This window comes from Massilia norwichensis (assembly GCF_024753245.1).
GTDB classification, from domain to species: Bacteria; Pseudomonadota; Gammaproteobacteria; order Burkholderiales; family Burkholderiaceae_D; genus Telluria; species Telluria norwichensis.
The window spans coordinates 1-18,882 of the sequence record NZ_JANUGX010000048.1; the positions used below are offsets into that span (position 1 = coordinate 1).

Below are 18,882 nucleotides of genomic sequence, written 5' to 3' on the forward strand. Positions count from 1 at the left end.
AATTCGCTTAACTCGTCAACTCATCCTTTTCTGCAACACACTCGACTTGGTCGTTTTCACAAGTTTAATCTATTGATTCTATTAAACTTTTCGTGCGCTGCAGAAGCAGGAGGCGAACTATAGCAAACCTCGTGGTGAGTGCACAAGTCCTGTTGCGTTAGCGAGTCGTTCTGGGTAAACGTGACCGCATTGCATGCAAGGAGTTCCCATTGATTCAGCAAACGCTGATTTCTGTCTGGATTCCCGAAAGTCAGACATCCCCAGCGAGACGAGCGGGAGAAAATACCCGGAACCGCTTGAACTATTCGCTGCCGAGAGTAGTATCTAGTGTTGTGGTTGCAACTCGATAACAGTCCATCAATAACAAACCGTGGTCGACGCCAAACGTAGGCCATGAGTGGGGACGCAGGAGACAGCATGCCGAACTTTGCCGTGGAACACGTCAATCGTGTCCGCTCGGTCGTTCAGAGCCGAAACGGACCCGGACGGTCAGCAACTGCAAACCGCATCACCCAGTCCTGGATACGATGTCTCGACGAATATCGGCTCGACCCGGGCACCTGTGCAGAGCCTGAGGTGGTCTCGCCTGCCGAATTATGCGAGCGCCAGGAACGCCTGGCCGATGTGCAGGCCGTCGCCAAGGTCGAAATGGCCAACCTGTATCAGCAGCTGGCAGGTTCCGGCTATGCGATCATGCTGACCGACCGCGAAGGGGTATTGCTCAACTATTTTGGCGACCCCGCCTTTACCCACGCCGCATCGAAGACCGGCCTGATGCCGGGCGCAGTCTGGAGCGAGCGTGCACAGGGCACCAACGGCATGGGGACCTGTTTGTTCGAACGGCGTCCCGTGACCGTCCACCAGGACGAACACTATCTATCGCGGAATACCGGCCTGTCTTGTGCTGCGGCGCCGATTTTCGACCACGAAGGCGACCTCGTCGGCGTACTTGACGCCTCCGGTGAATCGCGCCTGGCCCAGCAGCACACGCTGGCCCTGGTCAGTATGTCGGTGCAGATGATCGAGAACCGGGTATTCCTGCACCAGTTCCGTCATGATTTCATCCTGCGCTTCCATAATCGTCCGGAGTTTGTTGGCACGCTGAGTGAAGGCGCGATTGCCCTGAGCGTCACCGGCAAAGTGCTGGCCGCCACGCGCTCCGCCCTGTTCCAGCTCGGCCTGAACGACCGCAGCGAGATTGTCGGCCGCGACATCACCGAACTGTTCAACATTACCTTTTCCGGCCTGATCGACAGCACGGTCAGGAAAGCCTTCCATCCGGTCCCGATCTTCGAGATCCGCAACGGGGCGCGCTTTTTCGCCGTCGTCTACCAGCCTGTGGCGACGAGCGGTGGGCGCCATGCGGCACACATCGGCCTGCTGCCGGGCGTCGCTGCGAAGGAAACGCCGCCGCCCCAGCCTGAAGGACCGCTCGACAAGCTGCAATTCGGCGATCCCCTCATGACTGTCAACGTCGAAAAGGCCAAACGGGTTCTCGAGCGTAACGTGGCAATCATGCTGTTGGGTGAAACCGGTACCGGCAAGGAAATGTTCGCTCGTGCGATCCACGCGTCCGGTAGCCGTGCCAACCGCCCTTTCGTTGCAATCAATTGCGCGTCGATACCGGAATCGCTGATCGAAAGCGAACTGTTCGGCTACCGTTCCGGCGCCTTTACCGGTGCCAGCAAAGACGGACAGCGTGGCAAGCTCCTGCAAGCTAATTCCGGCACGCTCTTTCTCGACGAGATAGGCGACATGCCGGTTGCCCTGCAGGCGCGGCTGTTGCGGATGCTCGAGGAACGTGAGGTCATACCCCTCGGCAGCGAAACCCCGGTCAAGCTCGACATCCGCCTGATCAGCGCCACCCACTGCGACCTGCCGAAAAAGATCGGCATGGGCGAGTTCCGCGAAGATCTGTATTACCGGCTGCAAGGCATCACGCTGACGCTGCCACCGCTACGCGAACGTGCCGACCGCGGCGCGCTGATACGTCATCTGGCGGCGGAAGAAAGCGCCGAGGACGGCCCGGTCGAGCTCGATGCGCGGCTGCTGGCCGTTCTCGAGCAGCAGCGCTGGCCCGGCAACGTGCGCCAGCTGCGTCACCTGCTGCGAAGTATGATCGCGCTGCGCGAAACCGATCGCCTGACGGTGCGCGACCTGCCACCTGAATACCAGACCGATACGGCCAGCCTGGCACCGGTGGCCGGCGAAGATCCCGCCGGCGACTCCCCGTGCGAGACCAGCCTGAACACGCTCGAGAGTGCCGAGCGCCGGGCACTACTGCAAGTTCTCCAGCGCCACGAATGGAACCTGAGCGGCGTTGCGCGCGAGCTGGATATCAGCCGCAATACGCTATACCGCAAGCTGCAACGACTGAACATCAAACCGCCCGAAAAATCCCTCATTCACTAGTCGGCTCCCATGCACACGGCCATGCGCGACCACTACACGAGGACTGCGATTGCCCTTCACTGGCTGATCGCCGTGCTGCTGCTCGGCCAGTTCGCCTTCGGGCTGACGCTGGAGGACATTCCACGCGGGACACCGGAGCGCGCCATCTACGTCAACCTGCATAAAAGCAGCGGCATCGTCATCGGCCTGCTGATCGTGCTGCGTATCGCCTGGCGTCTGCGCCACAGGCCGCCACCCTTGCCGGCTTCGATGCGGCCGTGGCAGCGGTATGCGGCCAGGCTCAGCCATATCGCCCTGTACCTGTGCATGCTGGCACTGCCGCTATCCGGTTACCTGGCCTCGAATTTCAGCAAATACGGCGTCAAGTTCTTCAACCTCGTCCACATGCCGCCCTGGGGGCCCGAGGACAAAACGCTGTACGCGTTCTTCAACGGCACCCACCATGTGGCCGCCCTGCTGCTCGCCCTGTTCGTCGGCTTGCATGTGCTCGCGGTTGCCAAGCATATGCTGATCGACCGCGATGGCCTGTTGTGGCGTATGTGGCCGCGGCGCGCCGAGCGTGGCATCCATCCCCATCCCGACCTGCCCCTGGAGCCCCGATGACCTTCAAGCCGAACCGCATCCTCCCGATCGCTCTCGTATTTCTGGCCACCCTGCCGTCTTTCCTGCATGCCGAGCCCTTCGCCTATGTGCCCAACGAGGGCGCCGGCACCGTGTCCGTCATCGACACTGCCACCGACAAGGTCGTGACTGAAATACCAGCCGGGAGCAAGCCACGCGGTCTTGCTGTCGGTGTCGACAGCCGCTGGCTGTACGTCAGCGATCAGCCGAACAATCGCTTGCAGCTGGTCGACCTCGCCGCCCGCAAGCCGGGTGCCGCCGTTCCCCTGGGCGAATCGCCCGAGGGTGTGTCGATCTCACCGGATGGCCGCTGGGTAGTGGCTGCGGTCGAAGGCAAGAACGATATCGCGGTGGTCGACACGCGCAGCAATAGCCTGGCATTTACGATCAAGGTACATGGCAAGAACCCGGAGCACGCAGTGTTCAGCCCGAACGGACGCCTGCTGTTCGTCAGTGCGGAGGAAGGCGATGCGGTCGACATCATCGACTTTGCCGCGCGCAAGCAGGTGGCCCAGGTGGCTGTCGGCGCCCGTCCGCGCGGCATCGGCTTCCTGCCCGACAGCAGCCGGGCTTACGTGGCGACGGAAAACGCCAACGAAGTGTTCGTCATCGACACCGAAGGTTTCGCCATCGTCGCCCGCATCAAGGCCGGTCTGCGTGCAAACGGGATCGCCGTGCACCCGAACGGCAAGCAGGTGTATGTGTCGAATGGCGGCGACGGCAGCGTTTCGGTCATCGACACCGCCACCAGCCAGGTCGTGGCCACGATTCCCGTCGGCCAGCGCCCCTGGAACATGGCACTGACGCCCGACGGCAAGAAGCTGTACGTGGCGAATGGCCGTTCGAACAGTGTGTCCGTGATCGATACGGCAAACCGCGTCAAGCTGCGCGACATCGCGGTCGGCAAGCTGCCATGGGGCGTGGCGATCCGCTGAGTCTCAGCCGCCCGCCTCGCCGAGGTCGACGCTGACCGCGCGCCGGGCGCTCAAGGGCCCGGGCATGGCTGCCGGCCCCTTCAGTAACTCGATTACCATGCCGGCCGGATTGTGACCGATCGAGGCGTGCAGGCCGGCATAGGCAGCGGTCAGCCGTGGATTGACGTCGAGGACCACGGCGCCATGGTCGGTCAGGACGAAATCGACGCCGACATAGCCCCACAGGCTGGGAATCGCCGCAGCGACCTGCTGGGCAAGGCGATCGAATGCGCCATCGTGATCGCACAGGCCGTTGACGGTGCTGCCAAGGAAGTGGAAGCGGTTATTACGCATGGCGATCCGCTCCAGGTTGCAGCTCAGCACCCGCGCCACACCATCGCAGCACAGCAGCGACAGACTGCCCAGTTTGCCGGCAATGAAGGGCTGCAGCACATAACCCTCGACCGCCGCGGCACGGATCCAGGCCAGCGCCGCAGCGCGGTCGCTGAACAGACGGATGTTGAAACAGCCGGCACCATCGTCGGGCTTGACGACCCAGGCGCCCCGCTCGTCCGGCAGAGGTGCATGCGGACTGTAGGCGGCCGCGACCGGCACGCCGCCGTCGGCCAGCGCACGCGCGACCTCGCGCTTGCTTGCCGCCACCCGTACGGCACCGGGCGCACTGCCCAGCAGGATGCGGTTGGCGCGCAAGATCTCGCGCGACAGCCGTTCCAGCAAGCCCTCCGATTCGCTCGCCAGCGGCCACACCGCATCGGCGGCTTCCACGCAGGCTTCGAAGCGTTCGCTGAACGCCTGCTGCGGCTGGGGCGCATCGTGCGCAGGCGCCATCGTCGCGAGTTCGACGCCGGGCAAGGCCCGCAAGTCGGCCTGCAAGGCCTGCAGCAGCATGTCGCTCTGGCGCCTGAGCGACTGCGGCAGCCGTCTTGGCATCGGGCCGCCGGCGGTCGCGTAATCGAATGCGAGTACTTTCAACGGCGCCATCGCATGTCTCCTGCTGCTGTCTTCGGCTACTCAAGGCTGCTTGGGAGTGACGCTGATCAGGGTCAGGGTTTCGTCGATCACGGGCGCATCGGCCGGCTGGGTACCCGTCCGCACCGTCTCGGGCTTCCCGAGTGAGCTGTGCAATTGATACAGGCTGCCCGGCACCTGCTCGCTGAGTATGAAGGTATAGGTCTTGCGCAGGTACTTCTCGAAACGCGCATGCATCGGATCGTTCAGGTAAGGCTGGATGCGCACCGCCTGTGCCTGCACGGTCTTGCCCTGGTAGGTGATCGGCTGCAGGCTCACTTGCGCGCCCTCGGCCAGTGCCATCCGGATACGCTTGCGGAAATAAGCGGTCGAGCCGCCGGTCAAGCGTTTCATCTCGGCGATGTCGTGCTCGAGAAAGCCGAGCAGCACCGGATTGCCATGCGCCTCCTCCAGCGCCGGAATGTCCTGCTTGTGCACGCCGGTGAGGAAATGCAGGGTTGCGTTCAGTTTGCCGTTGACCTTCGCAAGCTCGAGCCGTACTTCGTCCTTGAAGCCCGGTTCGACATTGCTCTCCTTGCGAAAGGCGTACACCAGCGTGGCCGGCACCCTGACCCGGGCCAGGTGCTCGGTCTCGAACAGCAGCGTTTCAGCGGGCGATATCTGTTGGGCTGCTGCCGTGCCCGCACCAATCGAAGCCAGCACGGCCAGGGCTGCGCAGGCATGGCGCAGGGAACCGCATGCGTGTCCGCTCATCATGGTCTTCCCGAAGCTTGGGGTGCCAGCGCCCGGCCCTGTTGATCGACCAGCGGCACGCCGTAGTCGGTAAGGATGGCGTCGATCCTGGCCTGGTTGGCGGCGATCAGCTGGTCGATACGTTGGCGGAATGCCTTGTCGCCTTGGCGTACGGCCATCGCGATCTCGAAATCGAGCTTCATGCCGGGACGGGAGGCAATCGGGACGGCCACGATCGGCGCGCCACGCGTATTGCGCGCAAAGTAGCCGGCGATCGGCCCCCAGGCGAAGGCCACGTCGATCTTGCCGCTGGCAAGGTCGCGCTCGATGATCTCACCGGGGTATTGCTCGGCATCCCCGGTCTGGTGCTGGTACCAGCTGACCTGGTCCATGAGCTGGTTCTGCATCAGCCATTCGGTCACCGGTGTCGCCATGAAAGCGCCGATCCTCAGCTTGCGGCGCTGCGCCGGGTTCAGCGCCGCCAAATCGTCCAGGTTGCGCACGCCGTCCAGGCCCTTGCCCTTTACGTAGGCCATGGCAAAGGTCGAGTGATAGTAAGGTCGGGTGGTGGCGGCCAGCTCGTAACCGGCGGGAACGCCGGTCACCAGGTCGCATTTGTAGCGGCTCGAATTTTCTTCCTTGGCGCGCAGCGTATTGCGGATGAAGCCGATCCGCTGCGGGAACCAGGTGTGCTCCAGCTTCCATCCCAGCTCCTGGGCAAACAGGGCTGCGATCCGGTTTTCGAAGCCGGCTTCGGCCCGATTCGAGAACGGCAGGTTGTTGGGGTCCTGGCAGACGCGCAGCACCTTGTCCCGTCCGGGGCCATCGTCGTTTGCCCCCTGCTGGGCGGCGCCCGTGCCTGCCAGGCAGACCAGCGCCACGACCCCGGCCACCCGGCCCCATCGCATGCGCCACCTCATTTGCCGATCTCCTGCAGGCGGCCGGGCTGGATCGCGCCATCCGAACGCCCCTTCAGGTAGGCATACAGGTTGTCGATGTTCTCGACCACCATCTTGCTGCCGTCGAAATTGGGCATGCCCTTATCGATCCGCCCATGCAGGACGGTTTCCTTGAACTGGTCCTTGGTCAGCACCTTCAGGCTGTTCACCAGCGAGGGGCCGACCATGCCTTCCTGTGCCGCGCCGTGGCAGCGCTCGCAGGCCAGCGCGCGCCAGGTTTTCCAGCCGCTCAGGGTTTGGGCATCCACCTTGTTGCCGTCGGCAACCTTGTACGGCGCGGCGCCGGCCGGTGCGGCAGCATCGCCTGCAAGGGCGGGCACAGCGGTCACGACGGTCAGACAAAGGGCCGCGCTCAACATCAATTTCACAGATTTGTTCATATCGATTCCTGCTAAGGTCGAGAGCCGGCCACCGGCGTCCTGCATGCCGGCGGCCGTTTGCTGCGGAGGCTGCGATCGTGCGGATCAGCGGTCAGGCAGGGCGAACACAGTCAGCACGCCACCGAGTTCGGTGTACTTGACCAGGTCTTTGTAACCGCCCACCGCGCCCAGGCCTTCCGTTCCCTTGGTCAAACCGGCCGCAAGACCGATACCGGCCCAGCCGCCGATCCCCGACAGCACGCCGATATACTGTTTGCCCTTGTACTCCCAGGTCGTGACGTTGCCGATGATGCCGGACGGGGTCTTGAACTTCCACAGCTCCTTGCCGGTGTTGTCCACCGCCTTGATATAGCCTTCCAGGGTGCCGTAGAACACCACGTCGCCGGCGGTCGACAGGGCGCCACTCCACACCGAGAATTTTTCCGGCTTGGACCAGACGATCTTGCCGCTGCTGGCGTCCCAGGCGATGAAGTTACCCATGCCGCCATGGCTGTTCGGCGCCGGATACATCGACAGGGTCGAGCCGACGTACGGCTGGCCGGCCGTGTACTCGATCTGGAAGGGCTCGTAATCCATGCACACGTGGTTGGTCGGCACATAGAACAGGCCGGTCTTGGGCGAATAGCTGGCCGGCTGCTGGTCCTTGGTGCCCAGGGCCGACGGGCAGATGCCCTTCGAATTGACGTCCGGACCGTTCTTGTCGGTGCTGTACTTCGCCACCACGACCGGCCGGCCGCTCTTCATGTCGATGTGGCTGGCCCAGTTGACCACCGGATCGTATTTTTCGGCGACCAGCAGTTCGCCGCTCTGGCGGTCCATGGTGTAGGCGAAGCCGTTGCGGTCGAAGTGCACCAGCGCCTTGCGCGGCTGGCCCTTGACCTTCATGTCGACCAGGATCATCTCGTTGACGCCGTCATAGTCCCACTCGTCGTGCGGCGTCATCTGGTAGACCCATTTCGCGACGCCGGTGTCCAGGTCGCGTGCGAAGATCGTCATCGACCATTTGTTGTCGCCGGGACGCTGGCGCGGGTTCCAGGTGCTCGGGTTGCCGCTGCCGTAGTACATCAGGTTCAGTTGCGGGTCGTAGCTGTACCAGCCCCAGGTGGTGCCGCCGCCGAGCTTCCACTGGTCGCCCTGCCAGCTCTTGAGCGAGGAATCGGGGCCGACCGGCGCCATCTTGCCGTCGGTCCAGGTCATGGTCCGGGCCGGGTCGATCAGCATGTCCTTGTCCGGCCCGGTGCTCCAGGCCTTCCACAGCAGCTTGCCGGTGTTCGGATCGTAGGCCGCAATGCGGCCACGCACGCCGAATTCACCGCCGCTGATCCCCGTCAGCAGCTTGTCCTTGAAGATATGCGGCGCGTTGGTGGTGGTTTCGCCAATCTTCGGATCGCCCACCTTGGTCTTCCACAGCTCGGCACCCGTCTTGGCATCCAGCGCCACCAGGGTCGTATCGGCCTGCTGCAGGAAGATCTTGCCGTTCGAGTAGGCCAGGCCGCGGTTGACGGTGTCGCAGCACATCACCGGGATCACGGTCGGATCCTGCTTCGGTTCGTACTTCCAGCGGATGCTCTGGTCGTCCAGCGAGATCGCAAACACCTTGTTCGGGAAGGGGCTGTGCAAATACATCGTGTCGCCGATCACCAGCGGACCGCCTTCGTGGCCGCGCAGCACGCCGGTCGAGAACATCCAGGCTACCTGCAGGTTTTTGGCGTTCTTGCTGTTGATCTGTTTGAGTTCGCTGTAACGCTGGTTGCTCAGGCTGCCGGCCTGCATCGTCCAGTTTTTCGGGTCCTTGCTCAGTTGTGCCAGATCGGTGTCGGCCGCGAATACCGGCGAAGCCGCCAGTGCCAGGCATGGCCACCAGCGGATGAGTCTCGTATGAAATGACATGGTAGTCTCCTATCGTTTTTTATATCAGCGCTGCTGCACATGGCAGGCCTGGTTCGCATTGGCCTGGACGGTCTTGTATTTATCGGCCATGACCCTGACCGAAGGGGGATCCCGAAACGCGCCGCCGCGCTCGCCCGGCAGCGTCTGGTCGCGCAAGGCGGTCGACATCGCCACGTAGTCCTCGTACGGCATCGCCTCGGCGATACGGTCGATCACGCATGAGCACTTGTAGAGAAACTCGGGCTTGCCATCGTGCTTTTGCATACACTCCAACACGTACTCCACCCGTCCGCTGGTCGGGTAGTCATGGGCCCGGGCCACGACAGGCGCTGCAAGGAGTGCCGGCAGAAGCAGGAGCAAGCGCTTCATAGGATGCCCTTGGCTTTGGCGACGTGGGTCGAGATCGCGTCCATCAGCGGCGGCGACAGGCAGTCGTAGGGCGGCAGGCCGATCTCATTCAGGCGCGCCCGCACGGCGCCCATGTTTTCGGGACGTGCGCCGGACTCGATGATGGACGAGACGAAGGCCGCGAAGGTCGGCGCTGCCCAGCCGCTCTGGCTGGAACGCTCGGCGTGCACGAAGTCGAGCCCGAAGAACGGGTGGGCCGTGTTTTCGATGCGCCCGTACATATGCACACCGCACTCGCGGCAGGCATGGCGCACGATGGCGGCGGTGGTATCGACCGGCTGCAGCTTGTCGCCGTTGGCGACGACCCGCAGGTTGTCGCGCGATACCACGGCAACCTGGGAAAACAGCGTACCGGCCGGCTTCCAGCATTTCGTGCAGCCGCAGATGTGGTTGTGCGCCACCTGCCCCTTGATCTCGACCTGCACCGGGTCGGTCGCGCACAGGCAGGTCAGGGTTCCGCCCGCAAAATCCGGCGCCTCGGGCGCGATGCCGTTATCGACGGCTGGATGAATACGCACTGCAGTGTCTGGACTATCCATGGTCGTGTCTCCTCTTGTCGTTGGACTGCCGTTCAATACACCACTACCGAGCGGATCGACTCGCCCCGCTTCATCAGGTCGAAACCTTCGTTGATCTGGTCCAGGCGCAGGTGATGCGTGATCAGATCGTCGATGTTGATCTTGTTTTCCATGTACCAGTCGACGATGCGCGGCACGTCGGTACGGCCGCGGGCACCGCCGAAGGCCGAGCCCTTCCACACCCGGCCGGTGACCAGCTGGAACGGACGGGTGGCGATCTCCTTGCCGGCTTCGGCCACGCCGATGATGATCGACTGGCCCCAGCCCTTGTGGCAGCATTCCAGCGCCTGGCGCATCGTGGTCGTGTTGCCGATGCACTCGAAGGAATAGTCGGCGCCGCCATCGGTCAGCTGGACGATGGCGTCGACCACGTTCTCGACGTTCTTCGGATTGACGAAGTGGGTCATGCCGAACTTGCGCGCCATCTCTTCGCGGCCCGGGTTGATGTCCACGCCGATGATCCTGTCCGCCCCGATCATGCGAGCCGCCTGGATCACGTTCAGGCCGATGCCGCCCAGGCCGAACACGACCACGTTGGCGCCCGCCTCCACCTTGGCCGTGAAGATCACGGCGCCGATGCCGGTGGTGACGCCGCAGCCGATGTAGCAGACCTTGTCGAAAGGCGCATCCGAGCGGATCTTGGCCAGCGCGATCTCGGGTACCACGATGTAGTTCGAGAAGGTCGAAGTGCCCATGTAGTGGAAGATGGGCTTGCCGTCCAGCGAGAAGCGGCTGGTCGCATCCGGCATCAGGCCGCGGCCCTGAGTGCTGCGGATGGCCTGGCACAGATTGGTCTTCTGCGACAGGCAGAATTTGCACTGGCGGCATTCCGGGGTGTACAGCGGGATGACGTGGTCGTCCTTGCGCAGCGAAGTCACGCCGGGACCGGTTTCGAGAACCACGCCTGCGCCTTCATGGCCGAGGATGGCGGGGAACAGGCCTTCCGGATCGGCGCCCGACAGCGTATACCAGTCGGTGTGGCAGATGCCGGTGGCCTTGACTTCGACCAGTACCTCACCGGCGCGCGGTCCCTCAAGGTCGACTTCGGCAATCGACAGGGGCTCCCCGGCCTTCCATGCGATGGCGGCGCTCGTTTTCATGGTGTCTCCGTTGTGAATGGTCTTGTGATATGTCCGGCATTCGCAAGGGTCGTGCCAGCCATGCGGCAGCTTGAAATCTGTGCAGGCCCTGTGTACGGTCGTGCCGGAATCGAGACACCCACACGTCAACTGTGCAAATCCTGAACAGGTGCCCGGCCGCCGCGGCAGGTCGCGGGGGCAGCGTTCACAAGCAAATCGGGATGGCAGACATATTGCTTGAACTGCAAACGAGAGCATCCAGACAGGAGATGGAATGAAGCATGGAGCATGCAAGCTGAACGCGATTGCCGCGCTGTGTGCGGCAGCCGGTGTCGCCCCGGCGGGTGCGGCCGGGCCCGGGGCCGACGCGTCCGGCGAGACGCCAGGCATACCGGTCGTGATCGTCACCGGCAGCCGCGTCGAACACGACATCGCCGACTTCCCGGCGGCGATCGACGTCGTCGACGCCCGCCAGATCCGCGATACGCAGATGCGCGTCAACGCATCCGAATCCCTGGTCGGCGTGCCGGGGCTGGTGGTCCATAACCGCGAAAACTACGCCCAGGATTTGCAGATCTCCTCGCGCGGCTTCGGCGCCCGCTCCACCTTCGGGGTACGCGGCGTGCGCCTGATCGCCGACGGCATCCCGGCGACCATGCCGGACGGCCAGGGACAGGCAGCCACCTTCAACCTCGACATGGCCGAGCGCATCGAAGTGCTGCGCGGTCCCTTTTCTGTCGTCTACGGCAACCATTCGGGCGGCGTGATCCAGCTGTTCACCCGCGAACCGCGCGGCCGGCCGACCGTCGAGACCAATATCTCCGGCGGCAGCGACGGCATGTGGAAGGCGGATGTGAATGCACAGGGCGAGACCAATGGCATCGGCTATGTCGTGGACGCTTCACGCTTCGGCACCGAGGGCTACCGTGCCCACAGTGCGGCGCGGCGCGACCAGGGTTTCGCCAAGCTCAGCCTCAAACCCAGCGCCACCAGCAAGCTGACGGTGACCGCCAGCAGTCTGAGCCAGGACGATACGCAGGATCCGCTGGGCGTGACCTGGGCCACCTTCGCGCGCGATCCGCGTGCGGGCGAGATCGACGCCACCGATACCCAGACGCCGAAGCGCACGCTGGCCGACCGCTACAACACGCGCAAGAGCATCGACCACCAGCAGGCCGGCGCGGTCTTCGAGCAGCGCTTCGGCGACGACCGCCTGCGCGCCATGGTCTACGTCGGCAACCGGCGCGTCATCCAGTACCAGGCCTTCTCGCGCGCCTTCCAGGCGCCGGCGACGCATTCGGGCGGCGTGGTCGACTTCGACCGCCGCTTCTATGGCACCGATCTCAGCTGGATGTTCGTGCGCCCGCTGGCGAACGGCAAGCTCAGCACCACAGTCGGCCTCGCCGTCGACCGCTCCGTCGACGATCGCCAGGGCTACGAGAACTTCATCGCCGACCAGTCCGGCGTCCGCTTCGGCGTCAAGGGAGCGCTACGGCGCGACGAGGACGATGTGCTGACCAACGTCGACCCCTATGTGCAGACCGAATGGCAGGGCGGGCCCTGGGTCGTCACGGCCGGCCTGCGCCACAGCCGCCTGAAGGTGGAGGTGGATGACCGTTTCCTCAGCAACGGCAACGACAGCGGCAGGATCGATTACCGGCGCACCACCCCCGTGCTGGGCGTGCTGTACAAGGTCCAGCGCGGCCTGAACCTGTACGCCAGCGCCGCGCGCGGCTTCGAGACCCCAACCTTGAACGAACTGTTCTACTCGAGCGGCGGCACCGGCTTCAACTTCAGGCTGGCCCCGGCAAAAAGCCGCCACCTGGAAGTCGGCGCCAAGACTGTGCTGGGCACCGATACGCGTCTCGACGTGGCGCTGTTCCAGGTGCGCACCGACGACGAACTGGTGGTCGACAGCTCGGTTGCGGGACGTACCAGCTACAGGAACGCGGCCCAGACCCTGCGCCGCGGTGCCGAGGTCTCGCTCGATACGCCCATCGCAGCGGGATGGAACGCCAGGGTGGCCCTGAGCGCCGTCCGTGCGACGTATGAGACCGGCTTCGGCGCGGTGCAGCCGGGCAGCCGCCTGCCGGGCGTTCCGCGCGCGAGCCTGTACGGCGAGCTCGCCTGGAAAGACGATGCCGGCCGCTTCGGCGCGGCAGTGGAGACGATTGCGAACAGTAAGGTGTTTGCCGAGGACACGAACACGGAACGGCCGGCGCCCGGTTATGCGGTGATGAACCTGCGCTTCCAGGCGCGTCAGGAAGTCGAGCGCTGGCGCTTCAAGCAGTTCATTCGCCTGAATAACCTGTTCGACCGCAATTACATCGGTTCGGTCATCGTTGCGGATACCAACAAGCGCTATTACGAGGCGGCACCGGGACGGCAATGGATGGCCGGCTTCAGTGCGGAATACCAGTTCTGATCAGAAGCGATAGCGCAGGCCGGCAACGATGCTGCGCGGCGCACCGGGCGCCACGAAGCGCGCCTGTTCCGCCTCGCCCTCTTCCTCGTGCGGTGCCAGCAGTCGGCCATGCGGGAACAGGTCGGGCGCGACCGCACCGAAGGTTTCGTAGCGGCGGTTGAACACATTGCTGACGCGTGCGAAGACTTCCCACTTGTCGGCCGGCCGGTAGCTGGCGCGCAGGCCGAGCAGCATATAGCCGTGCACGCGCCAGTTGGCGCGCTGGCCGGCGGCGTCGTCATCGTCGTCGGCGTCTTCGGTCAGGCCGTCCTCGTTGCCCTGCGTGACCAGACTCGATACCGCGTGCAGGTCGGCGCCGATGCTGAGTTCCGGACGCAGCTGCCAGTCGAGCGACAGCCTGGCACTGTGCCGTGGCAGCCCCGCCATCGCGGTGCCGCGCCGGATCCGGACATGGCGCGCGCCCGTGAACAGCTCGCCATCGGCGTCGTACACCGCCTGCAGGTAGCTGTAGGCGAGCCGTATCCCGAGACGGCCGGACTGGCGGCTCAACAAGGCATCGAGGCCCTGGTGGCGAGTACGCTCGAAATTCGAAAAATAGCCCTGGCGCGAAGGTGCGCTGAGGAAGAGGATGTCGTCGCGGTTGACGGTGCGGTGCAGGGACAGCGAATAGCTGCCCGAAGCGGCATCGTCCTGGAAGCGTCCGCGTGCGCCGGCCTCGATCGTCCGTGCGATCACCTGCTTCAGATAGGGGTCGGACTGCAGTCCCACCGGCAGACGGCAGGGATTGTCGGGATCTGCGCAGCCGAGCTCGATCACGGTCGGCACGCGGTTCCCCTGCGCGACGTTGGCGAACAGCGTGATGTGCGGGCGGAAGACATGGGTGATGCCAAGCGAAGGATTCAGGCGGCTGTAGCTGAACCGTTCCGTGGGTTGCGTCCCGCGCTCGTTGCTCAGGGTATTCTCGACCCGCGTGCGGCCGTAGCGTGCGCTGGCGGTCAGCTGCGTGCCCGGCGCCAGCTGCATGCCGGCGGACAGGTAGACGCCGGCAGTGCGCGACTTGCCGCTCACCGCTGAAGTCGGCTCACGCTCCTCGAGCGGATCCCCCAGCACTTCACGTGTGGCGGTAACGAAACCCTCCTGTTCGAACTGGGCATAGCCGACGCTGCTGCGGTCGAGGCTGACACCGGCATCCAGGCGCAGCGTGCCGGTCTGGGTGCTGAAAGCCAGGCTCGCCCCGCGACCATTCTGGCGCGTGCTGGTGGTGTTGAGCACACCGGTGTGCAAGGCGGCGCCCTGCTCCCGCGTCAATTCGCAGGAAGCCGGCGCGCGCGGCGCACCGTCGGCGGCAAAGCCGGCGCCGCAGTCCTCCACGTAGTCGCCGTAGTCTTCGTTGACGTCGCCGTTGACGGTATCGCGGCGGCTGTGGCGGACATAGGCCACGGCACGCAGTTCGCTGTCGCGCGCAAGGCGATGCGTGATGTTGAGCGTGCCCTGCAGCAGGCGGTTACGGGTCGTGTCTGGATAGGTATAAACGGCGCGGCGGTCATCCCGGTACAGCAAGTCCGGCAGCAAACCATTGCCGAGCACGCGGCTGCGGCCGCCGAGCAGCGATGCGCTCCAGTCGGTGGCGCCGGCCGAGCGTCCGACCTTGAGCAGAACATTGCCGAGCCGTCCGGCGGAATGCTGGCGCCAGCCTTCGTCGTCGAACAGGGTTGCGCCCACAAAGCTGTGCCAGCCGCCGGGTCCCTGCCGGCCCCAGGCGATGTCGGCGCGGCGCCGGCCCTGGCTGGTGAGGGAGAATTCGGCCTCGCCGCCCGGATCGGTCAGGCCGGATTTGGTCCGGAAGGCCAGCGCGCCGCCCAGGGTGTTCAAGCCGTACAGGGGATTGGCACCGGTCACCAGGGTCAGGTCGGCGATTGCCGCCTCGGGCACCATGTCCCAGTTGACCACGTCGCCGAAAGGCTCGTTGACGCGCACGCCGTCCAGGTAGACGGAGATGCCCTGCGAACTGCCCAGCACCGGCGAAGCGCGAAAGCCGCGGAAGGTGATATCGCTCTGGAAAGGGCTGCCCGAGATTTCGTTGACGTTCACGCCGCCGAGGTTGTTTGCCATGAACTCGGCCAGGTTTTCGCCGCCGGCCTTGCGGATGGTTTTGTCGCTGGCCACTTGCACGGGGTAAGGCAGCAGCTCGCGATCGATGCCGAGCCCGTACACCGGCGCGACGCCGACGACCTCGACTCTGGGAATGAAAGGTGCGCGAGCTTCTTCAGCGAAAGCGGCGCAAGGCAAGGACAGGAACGACAGGAAAGAAATGCGACGTCGTGCCACGGCTGCGGCGCTTGCCGCAGAGCCGGTTGAATGCGCCATGCTGTCCCCTAGTCTTGTCATGTTTGACTGTCATGCAGCAAATGACGTGCCACACACGGGCCAGTATGCAGGATCTGGACAACTGTTCCGAAACGGCACAGCTCCTGTGCCAGGTGTGGCGAAACTGAAGCAGCTGAAGCAGCGGAAACAACTGAAGCAAGCGAGCCGCCCTGCCGCCGGGATGGGCTCCGGCGGCAAGGCGCTCGCAAGGTTTAGAACTTGTAGTTGCCCGTCACATAGACTTGACGGCCCAGCGGATCGGCATAACGCGGGTCATAGCCGACCTGGTGGCCGGACGACGCGCGCAGCGACAGCGGCGGTTGCCTGTCGAGCAGGTTTTTCACGCCCAGGCGCAGGGTGATCGCCTCGCCCAGGCGGTAGCGGGTCTGCCAGTCCATGGTGATGTACGAGGGCACATCCAGGCGGCTGGTCTCGTTGGCATTCGTCGCAGTATTGCGCGCCGTCGCCGAGGCATCGGTGTAGCCGTTGCGGTAGTTCAGCATGACCGTGTTCGACAGGTTGCCGGTTTCCAGCGTGCCGCTGAAGCGCGCCAGGTTGCGGAAGGTCACGGCATTGTTCACGCCGAAGAAGTCGAGGCTGTTGGTCCACTGGTTATCGGTACCCGGCAGCGTGTAGTCCGACTTCAGCATATGGGTGCCGTTGACGGTGGCGGTGAAGGTACCCCAGCCGAAGCGGTAGCGCGAGGTCGCGTCCCAATCGATGCCGCGGTTGTGCTGGCGGCCGATGTTCACCGACAGCGACTTGAAGGCCCAGTAGGTGTTGCCGGTCGAAGGCTCGGTGTAGGTCGTGAACAGGCTGTTGAACTTGACCGGATCGCCGAAGGCCTGCTGCTCCGAGATGCCGGACACGGCGTCGCGGATCGTCACGTCCCACAGGTCCAGGCCCATCGACAGGGTCGTCGACGGCTCCAGGCGGATGCCGACGCTGAACTGCTTCGAGGTTTCCGGCTTCAGGTTCTCGTTACCGCCGGAGAGGACGTTGTACTGCGTCTTGCCGGGGCGGCAGTACTCGGCGTGCTGGATCGGGCAGGTATAGGAACCCGCCGTGAAGCCGGCGTTCACCAGCGGCTGGCCGATGTCGAGCATGCTCGGCGCCTTGAAGCCGGTGCCGAAGGAACCGCGCAGCAGCACCGCCTGGGTCGGCTGGTAGCGGGCCGAGATCTTGTAGGTGCTCTTCGAGGCCTTCTGGCCCATGGTCTTGTTGACGATGCCATTCTTGATCGCGTCGATGCTGTCGTAGCGCAGCGCGGCGGTCAGCTCGAGCTCCTTGAACACCGGTGCCAGCAACTCGGTGAAGACGCCGTAGCTGTCGCGCTTCATGTCATAGGGTGCGGACGCATTGAAGTTGTAGATGTCGCTGTCCTTGGCCAGCGGTGTCTGCTCGTAATGGTACTGGCGATAGTCGGCGCCCACGCCCAGCTGGGCCGTGCCGCCGCCCAACGCGAACAGTTCGTGCGATGCGCGCAGATCCGCCGCCTTCAGGGTCGTCGATGCTTCGCGAATCGAACCGTGGTACAGCGAATTGGCGATCAGGGTCTTGGTGGTGTCGCTCTGGCCGCCAATCGGGGCGAACGGATCGAAGGAACGGTTCGCCAGCATGTCGCGGAATTCCTTGTCTTTCGCGTAGCCGCCAACGTACTGCTCGTCGATCTTGTTGCGCGACCAGGTCAGCGCGCTGTTCAGGTTCCAGCCAGCGACATTGCTGTCGGCGCCAACGACGAAGTGGGTGGAATCGGTCAGCGTGCGGCTGTCGCGCGTGCCCCAGTCATAGGTACGGTAGTTACCGGACACCGATTTGACGTTGGCCAGCTGCTGCGCCGTCAGGTAAGGCGCGACATACTGGGTGAACATCGCCGAATTGGGCGCGATCGTGAACGGTGCGGTGTTCGGTGCGATACGGGCGGTGATGTCGAAACGCGAGAAGGCAAAGTCGGTGAACAGTTGCAGGTTATTGCCGACGTTCAAGGTACCTTTCAGGAACAGGCTGTCGCGCTTGTTTTCCGGGACCACTTCAACGGTCTGGACGAAGTCGAAGGCGCAGTTCTGGGTCGTCGCCGTGTTATTCAGGCTGACGAAGTTCATGTCCGGGCACTTGCCGTTCTTTTTCAGATACGGCGAAAAGCCGATCGACGGAAGGTTGTTGTTGAAGGTGGCGCTGACGTTGGCCGGAATGGTCGCGACGCTGGTGCGGTCGTAAATGTAGTTGTTGCCGCGGTAGCTGAAGGGGATGTAAGCGGTTTTTGCGAAATCGCGCTCGGTCGCCTTGATCTGGCTTTGGTCGTCGTGGCGATAAGCGGCCAGTACGTTGAAACCGTTGGATTCGAGATCGCCGAAGCCATAGCTGGCGCTCACATATTTCGAATCGCCGGAACGGCTGGTGGTCGGCGTATTGTAATTCGCCTCGATATCGCCACCCTGCTGGTTGCGCTTGAGGATGAAGTTGACGACGCCGGCGATGGCATCCGAACCGTAGAGCGCCGAGGCACCGTCGGTCAGGATTTCGACACGCTCGATGGCGTTCATCGGAATCGCCTGCAGGTTGACGGTGCTGCCCGAACCCTGGGGCGCCAGGCGACGGCCATTGAGCAGAACCAGCGTGTAGCTTTCGCCGATGTCGTGAATCGACGCGGTGACGCGGCCGCCAGAATTGGTGCCGGCCGAGATCGCAGAAATCGTGAAGCCCTGCATGGCAGGCAGCGCCTGGATCAGTTCGGCGACGTTGGTCGCGCCGGTTTTTGCGATCGTCTCCTGCGACAGGACCTGGATCGGCAAGGCGCCTTCGGCGGCGATACGCTTGATCGCCGAACCGGTCACCTCGACGCGCTGCATTGACTGCTCCTGGCCAAATGCCTGGCTCGCGGCGAGCGCTGCCAACACACCGAGTGCCAGACGCACGGAACGAACAGTCGCTTTCTCTTTCAATGTCATCTTCTTATTCTCACTTTTGTATTTAGTTATGGAACACAGCAACCCTAGTTGCAACTCCATTATGTATTTACAAAAGGAAAATGCATACGTAAACACACCAAGTGTGTATGTACAACAACAATTGAAGAGATTTGGAAGCTTGCCGCGTGATGTCGGCCTCAGAAAGCAAAAAGCCCGCC

At 63.8% G+C, this 18,882-nt stretch carries 14 protein-coding genes; 4 read left to right on the forward strand and 10 right to left on the reverse strand.

Annotated features, from left to right (window positions below):
- Window positions 1-417: 417 nt before the first annotated feature.
- The 3 genes from NX782_RS25470 to NX782_RS25480 are packed head-to-tail and all read left to right on the forward strand — an operon-like array spanning window position 418 to window position 3,968.
- Window positions 418-2,412 carry a sigma-54-dependent Fis family transcriptional regulator gene (locus tag NX782_RS25470; RefSeq protein WP_258848305.1) on the forward strand — a complete coding sequence of 665 codons (1,995 nt, stop codon included), beginning with the start codon at window positions 418-420 and terminating at the stop codon, window positions 2,410-2,412.
- Between the two features lie 21 nt (window positions 2,413-2,433).
- On the forward strand, window positions 2,434-3,015 hold the full coding sequence (locus tag NX782_RS25475; RefSeq protein WP_258848306.1) for a cytochrome b: 582 nt from the start codon (window positions 2,434-2,436) through the stop codon (window positions 3,013-3,015).
- The gene (locus tag NX782_RS25480) at window positions 3,012-3,968 is read left to right on the forward strand and encodes a beta-propeller fold lactonase family protein (RefSeq protein ID WP_258848307.1); all 957 of its coding nucleotides are present in this window, start codon (window positions 3,012-3,014) and stop codon (window positions 3,966-3,968) included. Before NX782_RS25475 ends, NX782_RS25480 begins: the two co-directional genes overlap by 4 nt.
- A gap of 3 nt (window positions 3,969-3,971) precedes the next feature.
- On the opposite strand, the gene NX782_RS25485 is transcribed toward NX782_RS25480, so the two are convergent.
- From NX782_RS25485 to NX782_RS25520, 8 genes are all read right to left on the reverse strand, one after another.
- The gene (locus NX782_RS25485; RefSeq protein ID WP_258848308.1) at window positions 3,972-4,949 is read right to left on the reverse strand and encodes an ATP-grasp domain-containing protein; all 978 of its coding nucleotides are present in this window, start codon (window positions 4,947-4,949) and stop codon (window positions 3,972-3,974) included.
- Window positions 4,950-4,979: 30 nt separating this feature from the next.
- The gene (locus NX782_RS25490) at window positions 4,980-5,690 is read right to left on the reverse strand and encodes a hypothetical protein (protein ID WP_258848309.1); all 711 of its coding nucleotides are present in this window, start codon (window positions 5,688-5,690) and stop codon (window positions 4,980-4,982) included.
- Window positions 5,690-6,589 (reverse strand): quinoprotein dehydrogenase-associated putative ABC transporter substrate-binding protein, encoded by a 900-nt coding sequence (locus NX782_RS25495; RefSeq protein ID WP_258848310.1) that lies wholly within the window; start codon window positions 6,587-6,589, stop codon window positions 5,690-5,692. The genes NX782_RS25490 and NX782_RS25495 overlap by 1 nt, the downstream gene beginning before the upstream one ends.
- A complete protein-coding gene (locus NX782_RS25500) occupies window positions 6,586-7,008 on the reverse strand; it encodes a c-type cytochrome (protein ID WP_258848311.1) in 423 nt (140 codons plus the stop codon). The genes NX782_RS25495 and NX782_RS25500 overlap by 4 nt, the downstream gene beginning before the upstream one ends.
- 84 nt (window positions 7,009-7,092) lie before the next feature.
- Window positions 7,093-8,898: a methanol/ethanol family PQQ-dependent dehydrogenase gene (locus NX782_RS25505; RefSeq protein ID WP_258848312.1), complete on the reverse strand. Its 1,806-nt coding sequence runs from the start codon at window positions 8,896-8,898 to the stop codon at window positions 7,093-7,095.
- Window positions 8,899-8,922: 24 nt separating this feature from the next.
- Window positions 8,923-9,162 (reverse strand): hypothetical protein, encoded by a 240-nt coding sequence (locus tag NX782_RS25510; RefSeq protein WP_258848313.1) that lies wholly within the window; start codon window positions 9,160-9,162, stop codon window positions 8,923-8,925.
- A 101-nt stretch (window positions 9,163-9,263) separates the two neighbouring features.
- Window positions 9,264-9,845, reverse strand: coding sequence for an S-(hydroxymethyl)glutathione synthase (gene gfa, locus NX782_RS25515; protein WP_258848314.1), 582 nt, complete (start codon window positions 9,843-9,845; stop codon window positions 9,264-9,266).
- 32 nt (window positions 9,846-9,877) lie between these two features.
- Entirely contained in the window at window positions 9,878-10,984 is a 1,107-nt protein-coding gene (locus NX782_RS25520; RefSeq protein ID WP_258848315.1) for an S-(hydroxymethyl)glutathione dehydrogenase/class III alcohol dehydrogenase, read from the reverse strand.
- Window positions 10,985-11,237: 253 nt separating this feature from the next.
- Here NX782_RS25520 and NX782_RS25525 point away from each other — a divergent pair, with 253 nt between their 5' ends.
- Window positions 11,238-13,388, forward strand: coding sequence for a TonB-dependent receptor family protein (locus NX782_RS25525; protein WP_258848316.1), 2,151 nt, complete (start codon window positions 11,238-11,240; stop codon window positions 13,386-13,388).
- On the opposite strand, the gene NX782_RS25530 is transcribed toward NX782_RS25525, so the two are convergent.
- Window positions 13,389-15,755 carry a TonB-dependent receptor gene (locus NX782_RS25530; protein WP_258848317.1) on the reverse strand — a complete coding sequence of 789 codons (2,367 nt, stop codon included), beginning with the start codon at window positions 15,753-15,755 and terminating at the stop codon, window positions 13,389-13,391.
- Window positions 15,756-15,967: 212 nt separating this feature from the next.
- Window positions 15,968-18,604 carry a TonB-dependent receptor gene (locus NX782_RS25535; RefSeq protein WP_258848318.1) on the reverse strand — a complete coding sequence of 879 codons (2,637 nt, stop codon included), beginning with the start codon at window positions 18,602-18,604 and terminating at the stop codon, window positions 15,968-15,970.
- Window positions 18,605-18,882 lie beyond the last annotated feature (278 nt).

Coding starts and splice junctions, on each gene's coding strand:
- NX782_RS25535 (WP_258848318.1), bottom strand. CDS start 18,604: ATGCAGCGCGTCGAGGTGACCGGTTCGGCGATCAAGCGTATCGCCGCC.
- NX782_RS25495 (WP_258848310.1), bottom strand. CDS start 6,589: ATGAGGTGGCGCATGCGATGGGGCCGGGTGGCCGGGGTCGTGGCGCTG.
- gfa (WP_258848314.1), bottom strand. CDS start 9,845: ATGGATAGTCCAGACACTGCAGTGCGTATTCATCCAGCCGTCGATAAC.
- NX782_RS25525 (WP_258848316.1), top strand. CDS start 11,238: ATGAAGCATGGAGCATGCAAGCTGAACGCGATTGCCGCGCTGTGTGCG.
- NX782_RS25480 (WP_258848307.1), top strand. CDS start 3,012: ATGACCTTCAAGCCGAACCGCATCCTCCCGATCGCTCTCGTATTTCTG.
- NX782_RS25530 (WP_258848317.1), bottom strand. CDS start 15,755: ATGGCGCATTCAACCGGCTCTGCGGCAAGCGCCGCAGCCGTGGCACGA.
- NX782_RS25485 (WP_258848308.1), bottom strand. CDS start 4,949: ATGGCGCCGTTGAAAGTACTCGCATTCGATTACGCGACCGCCGGCGGC.
- NX782_RS25475 (WP_258848306.1), top strand. CDS start 2,434: ATGCGCGACCACTACACGAGGACTGCGATTGCCCTTCACTGGCTGATC.
- NX782_RS25510 (WP_258848313.1), bottom strand. CDS start 9,162: ATGCAAAAGCACGATGGCAAGCCCGAGTTTCTCTACAAGTGCTCATGC.
- NX782_RS25490 (WP_258848309.1), bottom strand. CDS start 5,690: ATGAGCGGACACGCATGCGGTTCCCTGCGCCATGCCTGCGCAGCCCTG.
- NX782_RS25500 (WP_258848311.1), bottom strand. CDS start 7,008: ATGAACAAATCTGTGAAATTGATGTTGAGCGCGGCCCTTTGTCTGACC.
- NX782_RS25470 (WP_258848305.1), top strand. CDS start 418: ATGCCGAACTTTGCCGTGGAACACGTCAATCGTGTCCGCTCGGTCGTT.
- NX782_RS25505 (WP_258848312.1), bottom strand. CDS start 8,898: ATGTCATTTCATACGAGACTCATCCGCTGGTGGCCATGCCTGGCACTG.
- NX782_RS25520 (WP_258848315.1), bottom strand. CDS start 10,984: ATGAAAACGAGCGCCGCCATCGCATGGAAGGCCGGGGAGCCCCTGTCG.